Source organism: Fretibacterium fastidiosum, from assembly GCF_000210715.1.
Classification (GTDB): domain Bacteria; phylum Synergistota; class Synergistia; order Synergistales; family Aminobacteriaceae; genus Fretibacterium; species Fretibacterium fastidiosum.
The window spans coordinates 60,678-67,457 of record NC_021038.1; the positions used below are offsets into that span (position 1 = coordinate 60,678).

At 68.5% G+C, this 6,780-nt stretch carries 5 protein-coding genes and 2 pseudogenes; 2 read left to right on the forward strand and 5 right to left on the reverse strand.

The features are described from left to right. The 5 genes and pseudogenes from SY1_RS12690 to dcd form a co-directional block, all read right to left on the reverse strand. Positions 1 to 334 (reverse strand): annotated as a pseudogene (locus SY1_RS12690) (hypothetical protein); the annotation flags it as partial. A 66-nt stretch (positions 335 to 400) separates the two neighbouring features. Next, positions 401 to 1,431 (reverse strand): annotated as a pseudogene (locus SY1_RS00300) (FliI/YscN family ATPase); the annotation flags it as partial. 98 nt (positions 1,432 to 1,529) lie between these two features. Next, the gene (locus SY1_RS00305; protein ID WP_015555794.1) at positions 1,530 to 3,179 is read right to left on the reverse strand and encodes a DNA repair protein RecN; all 1,650 of its coding nucleotides are present in this window, start codon (positions 3,177 to 3,179) and stop codon (positions 1,530 to 1,532) included. Between the two features lie 2 nt (positions 3,180 to 3,181). Then, entirely contained in the window at positions 3,182 to 4,057 is an 876-nt protein-coding gene (locus tag SY1_RS00310) for an NAD(+)/NADH kinase (protein WP_015555795.1), read from the reverse strand. Between the two features lie 49 nt (positions 4,058 to 4,106). Then, positions 4,107 to 4,637: a dCTP deaminase gene (dcd, locus tag SY1_RS00315; RefSeq protein WP_015555796.1), complete on the reverse strand. Its 531-nt coding sequence runs from the start codon at positions 4,635 to 4,637 to the stop codon at positions 4,107 to 4,109. A 204-nt stretch (positions 4,638 to 4,841) separates the two neighbouring features. Between dcd and SY1_RS00320 the strand changes: the two genes are divergently transcribed. Continuing rightward, entirely contained in the window at positions 4,842 to 5,900 is a 1,059-nt protein-coding gene (locus SY1_RS00320) for a 3'-5' exoribonuclease YhaM family protein (RefSeq protein WP_015555797.1), read from the forward strand. Continuing rightward, positions 5,897 to 6,780, forward strand: an 884-nt coding sequence (locus SY1_RS00325; protein ID WP_208873925.1) for an RluA family pseudouridine synthase, incomplete at its 3' end; no start/stop codon positions are given. The genes SY1_RS00320 and SY1_RS00325, both read left to right, overlap by 4 nt.

The window sequence follows — 6,780 nt, forward strand, 5'->3', positions numbered from 1 at the left end:
CCGAAGGGGAAGCGGGAGAGGCGAAGCGGGCACCGCCCCGGCGCGGAGCCTCCTCCTTCTGCGCTCCCTGCCGGGGCTGGACGGACGGGTCGGGGCGCGGCGCCAGCGCAAGCATCAGGCGATCCGTCTCCTCGAAGGAAGACCGTTCCTCCACGCGCTGGGACAGGAAGCCGCGAACGCTCTCCAGGTGCTCCAGGGCCCAGTCCACGCGCAGGTTGGAGCCCGCCTTGTACGCGCCGATGTTGATGAGGTCCTCCGACTCCGCGTAGGTGGCCAGGAGGTCCCGGATGCGGCCCGCCGCCTCCATGTGCTCGCGGGACACGATGGAGGGCATGACCCGGCTCACGCTCTCCAGCACGCTCACGGCAGGGTAGAAGTTCCTCGCGGCGATGCGGCGGGACAGCACCACGTGCCCGTCCAAGACGCCGCGCACCGTGTCGGCCACGGGCTCGTTCATGTCGTCGCCCTCCACCAGGACGGTGTAGATCCCCGTGATGCTCCCCCGCTCCCCCGCTCCGGCGCGCTCCAGGAGCCGGGGCAGCAGCTCGAACACGGAGGGGTGTAGCCCCTCGTCGCCGGGGGCTCCCCGATCGCCAGCCCGATCTCCCGCTGCGCGCGGGCGACGCGGGTCACGGAGTCCATCATCAGGAGGACGTTCCTGCCCGCATCCCGAAAGTACTCCGCGATCGCCGTGGCGGTCATGGCCGCCTTGAGGCGGATGAGCGGAGGCTGGTCCGACGTCGCCACCACCAGCACGGACCGCGCCGCCCCCTCCGGCCCCAGGTCGCGCTCGATAAACTCCCGCACCTCCCGGCCGCGCTCCCCCACCAGCGAGATGACGTTGACGTCCGCCGTCGTGTAGCGGGCCATCATGCCCAGAAGCGTGCTCTTGCCCACGCCCGACCCCGCAAAGATGCCGATGCGCTGCCCCATGCCCAGCGTCAGCATCCCGTCGATCACTCGGACCCCGACGGAGAGGGGCCGGTCCACCATCTGGCGCTTCAGGGGGTGGGGCGGCATCGCATGGAGGGGATAGAAGTCCTTTGCGATGACGGGGCCCCTGTCGTCGATGGGCTGCCCCAACCCATCCAGGACGCGCCCCAGGAGCGCCGGCCCCACGGGGACCTCAAGGGGCCGGTTGGTGGACACCACGTCGCATCCCGGCCCTACCTCCTGCAGGTTCCCCAGGGGCATCAGAAGGACGCGGTCCTCCCGAAAGCCCACCACCTCGGCGTCCAGCGCGCTGGACCCGTTTCGGAAGCAGATGTGGCACAGGTCGCCCACCCGGACGTCCGGCCCCTGGGACTCCGCCACCAGCCCCACCACCTGCACCACCCGGCCGTTGACCTTCACCAGCTGCGCCTGACGCAGGTCCGCCTCCAGGACGGCGAGGAGGTCGGTCCCGGCCGTTGCGCCGTCGGCCCCGCTCATTGCCCCTCACCTCCGGCCGCGCCCTGAGCTCCCTGCCGGCCTCCGGAGCCCTTCGCGACCTGCTTTGGTATTAAACGCGAATTGGTATCACAACGCGCTCACCAGAGGCCTTCCGTCAGAAGCCTTCGGGCGTGTTCCTGGGCTTCGGCCAGGTCAGGGGAGCCGGAGAGCATACGGGCGATCTCGCGCACGCGCGCCTCCCCCTCGATCGCCTCGATCTGAGACTCGCCCCCGGAGCGTTGGATCAGGACGTGGGCGTCCCCCAGCGCGGCGATGGAGGCCTCGTGGGTCACCAGGATCACCTGAGCGTTTCGGGACAGCTCCTTCAGCTTCATGCCGGACAACACGGCTGCCCTTCCGCCCAGCCCGGCCTCCACCTCGTCGAACACCAGGGTCGGCGGCGTCCACTCCTGGGGCAGCGAGAGCTGCAGCGCCAGCAAAAGGCGGCTCAGCTCGCCGCCCGATGCGATCTTGTCGACGCGCCCCACCCTCGTGCCGTCGCGCAGAGCGAACTCCGCCTCATCCGCTCCATCCCGCCGCAGCTTCCCCAGCTCCCGCAGGTGCAGCTCAAAGGAGGTCCCCTCCATGGCCAAATCCTTCAGAAGTGCGTTGACCCGCTGCGAGAGCGCTGCCGCGGCCTCCTGGCGGCTGCGCCTCAACTCCATGGCCAGCGCGTTTGCCCGCTTGCGCAGCTTCAGCGATTCCCCCGTGAGCTCCTCAAGCTTTGGGTAGCTCTTCTCAAGCCATTCAAGGTTGAGCGAGGCCTCCCGGCAGTAGGTCAGGAGGCCTTCTTCGTCCGCGGAGCTGGACAGGCGCTTCAGCCGGCGCAAAGCCCCAAGCCGAGCCTCAAGACGGTCCCGCTCCCCCGCGTCCTCCTCCTGTCCGCTGAGCTCATCCCTGGCCTCGTCCACGGCGTCCTCTATCGCGTGAAGCCCCTCTCGGAGCCGCTGCTGAACGCGCTGGCGGGCCTCGTCCGGCAGGAGCTCCTGAAACGTCTCGACGGCGTTTTTGACCCCGTCCAGGAGCCCCGGCTCAGAGAGCCCCCCGAAGAGCCGGTTCAAGGCATCCTGAGCTCGCTCCCGGCGGACGATGCGGCGGGCCAGCTCCGTGAGGGAAGCCTCCAGCCCGGCCTCCAGCCCCGGCTCCGGCGCCACCTTCCGCACGAGGGCCAGGACCTCCTGAGCGTTGGCGTAGCGGCGTTCGATCTCCTCCCGCCGGCGCGACATCGCCCTCAGCTCCTGGCTGCGGGCCCTCGCCTCGTCGAAGACGCGGCACAGCTCACGGGCCGTATCGCGCGCCTCCCGGGAGGTGCAGGAGTCCAGCATGGCCAGCTGGCGCGCATCGTCCAGGAGCTCCATCTGCGCGAACTGGCTCTGGATTCGGAGCAGCCGGGCCGCCGCGACGGAATAGGTGGCGAGGGGGATTTGCAGGCCCTGCAGCGAGGATCGGGCGCGGCCGCCCCTGAGGAGGGTCCGCCGGGCGAGGAGGGTCCCCTCCTCAGGCTGAAGGGCGTCCGAGAGCTCTGGAAAGCGGGCGTCGGTCCCGAAGCACGCCTCGGCGCCTCCCTCGTCCTCCCCGGCCCGCAGCAGCTGCACCTCGCCCCTCTTGCCTCCCACCAACTCGATGGCCCGCACGACGCTGCTCTTGCCCGCTCCGCTCTCGCCGGTGATGACGGTGAGGCCCCGCCCGAAGGCGAGGTCCGCCCTTCGGATGCCGCCGATGTTCCACAGGGTAAGCCTCTCCAGCATGACTACTCCCTGTTGACGCCCGGCCTGCTCTGCCCCCAGCCGAGCTTCTCCTGAAGGAGGTCCAGGAAGTTGCGCCCCGGCAGGACCACGGTGCGGATCAGCTTGTCCGGCGGCAGATCGACGTCGATCCTGTCGTCGGTGAAGACCTCGTAGGCCAGCTGTCCGTCCTGGGTCAGGGTGATGTCCCGTGAGCTGCTTCTGGGGATGAGGGATATCCGGTCCGTCGCCGCCGCGATCAGGGGGCGGGAGTACAGCGTGTGGGCGCAGAGGGGGGCCAGCAGCATGCTGTCCAGGTGCGGTGGGATGATGGGCCCGCCGGCGGAGAGGGCGTAGGCGGTGGAGCCGGTGGGGGAGGAGATGATGACGCCGTCGGCGGGGAGGATGCCGAAGAAGCGGCCGTTGAACTGCACCTCGATGTGCAGCAGGCGGGCGATGGCGTTCTTCGAGAGCACCACGTCGTTCAGGGCGTAGATGGTGTAGCGGGGGACGCCGTCGCGGTAGAGCACGCAGCGCAGCACGCGACGGTTCAGCACGTCGAAGCGATCCTCCAGGATGCTCTTCAGGTCGCACTCCGCCTCCTCTGGTTTGCTGGAGGCGAGGAAGCCCAGGTGTCCCAGGTTGATGCCGTGGAGGACGATGTCCGAGTCCAGGACGTAGCGCGCGGCGCGCAGGAACGTCCCGTCGCCGCCGATGACGACGGCCAGCTTGACGGTGTTCAGCCATTCCTCGTCGCTCAGCCCCGCCGCGGTCAGCGCCGAGGCCTCCAGGTGCGGCAGCAGGAAGCTGCATCCGTTCGCCTGTCCCCACCTCAGGAGGCGCCGCGCCATCTCCACGGCCTCCGGCTTATGCAGGTTGACGATCATTCCCAGGTCGTTCATGCCGGGTCCTCCATTCCGTGTCCGCTGGGATCGGGGTAAAGGCGGGACATCAGCCGCGGTCCTGCTGGAACTCCCGGTACATCAGGCTGGGCTGGATCCCCCGGTTGTTCTGGTACTTTCCGCTTTTGTAGAGGTCGTATTCCCCCGCGATGGTGTGGTAGTAGATCTGGCAGATCTCGACCCCCGCGTAGATGCGCACCGGCTGGATGCAGAAGATCTCGAGCGTCCAGTAGCCCGCAAAGCCGATGTCGCCGAAGCCCGCCGTGACGTGGATGCAGAGGCCCAGGCGCCCCGTGGAGGAGCGGCCCTCCAACATGGGGATGTACTTCTCCGTCCTCGTGTACTCCGCCGTGCGCCCCAGGTAGAGCCGGCCCGGCGTCAGCGTCAGGCCCTCCGGCGGGATGTGGAGGGCTTCGGTGGCGTTCGGCGTCTTCATGTTGAGGACCTCGTCCCGGTAGACGAGCAGCTCCCCGTGGAGGGACAGGTTGTAGCTGTTGGGGTTCACCCTTCGTTCGTCGAAGGGGTCGATGACGATGCCGCTGCCCATCTCCCTCACGATTTCCCTTCCGGAGAGGATCATGTCGAAAAACTCCTTCCGCGCCCTGGCGCAGGGATGCGGGGGCGGCGCGCCGCCCCTTCGTCTATTGTACCCGTTTTCACCCGACCGGAGGGCGACGGGAGAGGAGATGCCACAAAAATCATATATAATTCTTAGGTGAAACGGTTCCGGGCAGGACGCATCGCCGGGGCCGCACGAGAAAAAGGGAAGAGGACATCGACGCAGATGAAAGAAAAGAAGAACTCAACGGTGAGAGAGGTTCGGCAGCTTCCGCTGGACGCCACCTTCAACGTCCTGGGCGTCGTATCCCGGCTGACCCGCAAGAAGGACAGGAACGACAAGCCCTTCTGGGACATCTCGATTACCGATGGAACCGGAGACCTGGAGGGGAAGATCTGGGGCGGCTCCAACTGGTGGAACCTGTCGGGAGGGGACCGGTACCCTCTTGACCCCCTGAACCTGGGCGATCTGAAGTTCGAGGGGGCCGCCGTGGGCCTGCAGGGAAAGGTCTCGGAGTTTCGCGAACAGACTCAGTACAACTTCAACGACGTCTACTACGTCGATCAGGAGAAGTACCCGCCCCACAGCTTCGTCCGACGCTCACCCCTGTCCGACGAGAGGATGGAGGGCGAATTCCGCGCGCTCCTGGCGGAGATGCGCGAGCCCCTGAAGTCGTTTTTGGAAGCGGTCTTCTTCAAGCACGGGCTGTGGAAGAAGTTCATGGCCTGGCCGGCCGCTGTCTCCATGCACCACGCCTACGTCGGGGGGCTCCTGGAGCACTCCCTGGCCGTCGCCCTGGGGGCGAAGGCGCTGGCCCGGCACTACGCGGACAGGGGCTACCCGGTGGACGTGGACCTGGCGACGGCCGGTGGCCTGCTTCACGACCTGGGCAAGCTGGACAGCTATTCCCTCAACCCGGCGCCGCAGATGACGATTCCGGGCAACGTGGCGGAGCACATCGTTTTGGGGTACCATCGCTTCATGGTGCTGGCGGAGCAGGAGGGGCTGGACGACGGGGTGGCGCTGGCGCTGGGACACATCATCGTCAGCCACCACGGCCGGCGCGAGTACGGTTCCCCCGTGCTGCCCGCGACCCAGGAGGCTTTGATCGTCGCCGCCTCCGACGACCTGGACTTCAAGATGTTCTGCTGGCGCTCGCAGATCGACGGGCTGGAGGCGGGGCACGACACGACGGACTACATTCCCCTGCTGGAGCGCCGCTTCTGGCGTGGCCTGCCGGCGAAGGCCGCTTCAGGTGGGGGAGCGGAGGAAAAATCGGAATGAGCTTCAGCCTCCGCCTGAGCCAGGACCACGACGGCAGAAGGCTGGATCGGATGCTGCGCTCCGTCTGGCCCGAACTGCCCCTGTCGGCCATCATGCGGGCGATCCGAAAGGGCGAGGTACGCCTCGACTCGACCCGCGCCAGGGAACCGGGGGCCCGCGTTCGGGGAGGGCAGGAGCTCTGGGTCCCCTGGGAGGCGCCGGGCGAGCGCCCTGCGGTCCCACGCCGCGGCGCCGTGCCCATCCTGTGGCGGGGGGGCTGTGCGCTGGTGGTCAACAAGCCGGCGGACCTCCTGGTGCAGCCCGACGTCAAGGACGGGGACAGCGTCGTCACGCGAGTTTGGAGCATGTTGGGCGCGGCGGAGGGCGGCTCTCCGGGCTTCGCCCCGACGGCGGTCCACCGGCTGGACCGCAACACGACGGGCGTGCTGATCGTGGCCCTGCGGGGCGACGCGCTGCGCGCCCTTGAGGACGCCTTCAGGGAGCGCCTGGCGGGCAAGCGCTACCTGGCGATCGTGGTGGGCAGGCCGTCCCGCGAGCTGGAGGAGATCGACGCTCCCCTCTTGAAGGATTCGGAGGCCAACGTGGTGCGGGTCTCGCCGGAGGGAAAGAGCGCCCGCACGCGCTGCCGGTGCCTGGCCTCGGACGGGGGGCTCTCCCTGGTGGAGCTGGAGCTGCTCACGGGCCGGACGCATCAGGCCCGCGTCCACCTGGCCCACGTCGGCTGTCCCATCCTTGGGGACCGGAAGTACGGGGACTTCGAGGCGAACCGCCTCTGGCGCGCCGCGGCCCGACGACCCCTCCTGCACGCCCTTGAACTGAGCTTCCCGGACGGATTGAGCCCCGTCCTTCGGGAGCTGGCCGGCCGGTCGTTCCGCGCCCC

Bases quoted from the DNA above. Each gene is read 5' to 3' on its own strand.
- SY1_RS00305 (WP_015555794.1), bottom strand. From the start codon at position 3,179: ATGCTGGAGAGGCTTACCCTGTGGAACATCGGCGGCATCCGAAGGGCG.
- SY1_RS00310 (WP_015555795.1), bottom strand. From the start codon at position 4,057: ATGAACGACCTGGGAATGATCGTCAACCTGCATAAGCCGGAGGCCGTG.
- dcd (WP_015555796.1), bottom strand. From the start codon at position 4,637: ATGATCCTCTCCGGAAGGGAAATCGTGAGGGAGATGGGCAGCGGCATC.
- SY1_RS00320 (WP_015555797.1), top strand. From the start codon at position 4,842: ATGAAAGAAAAGAAGAACTCAACGGTGAGAGAGGTTCGGCAGCTTCCG.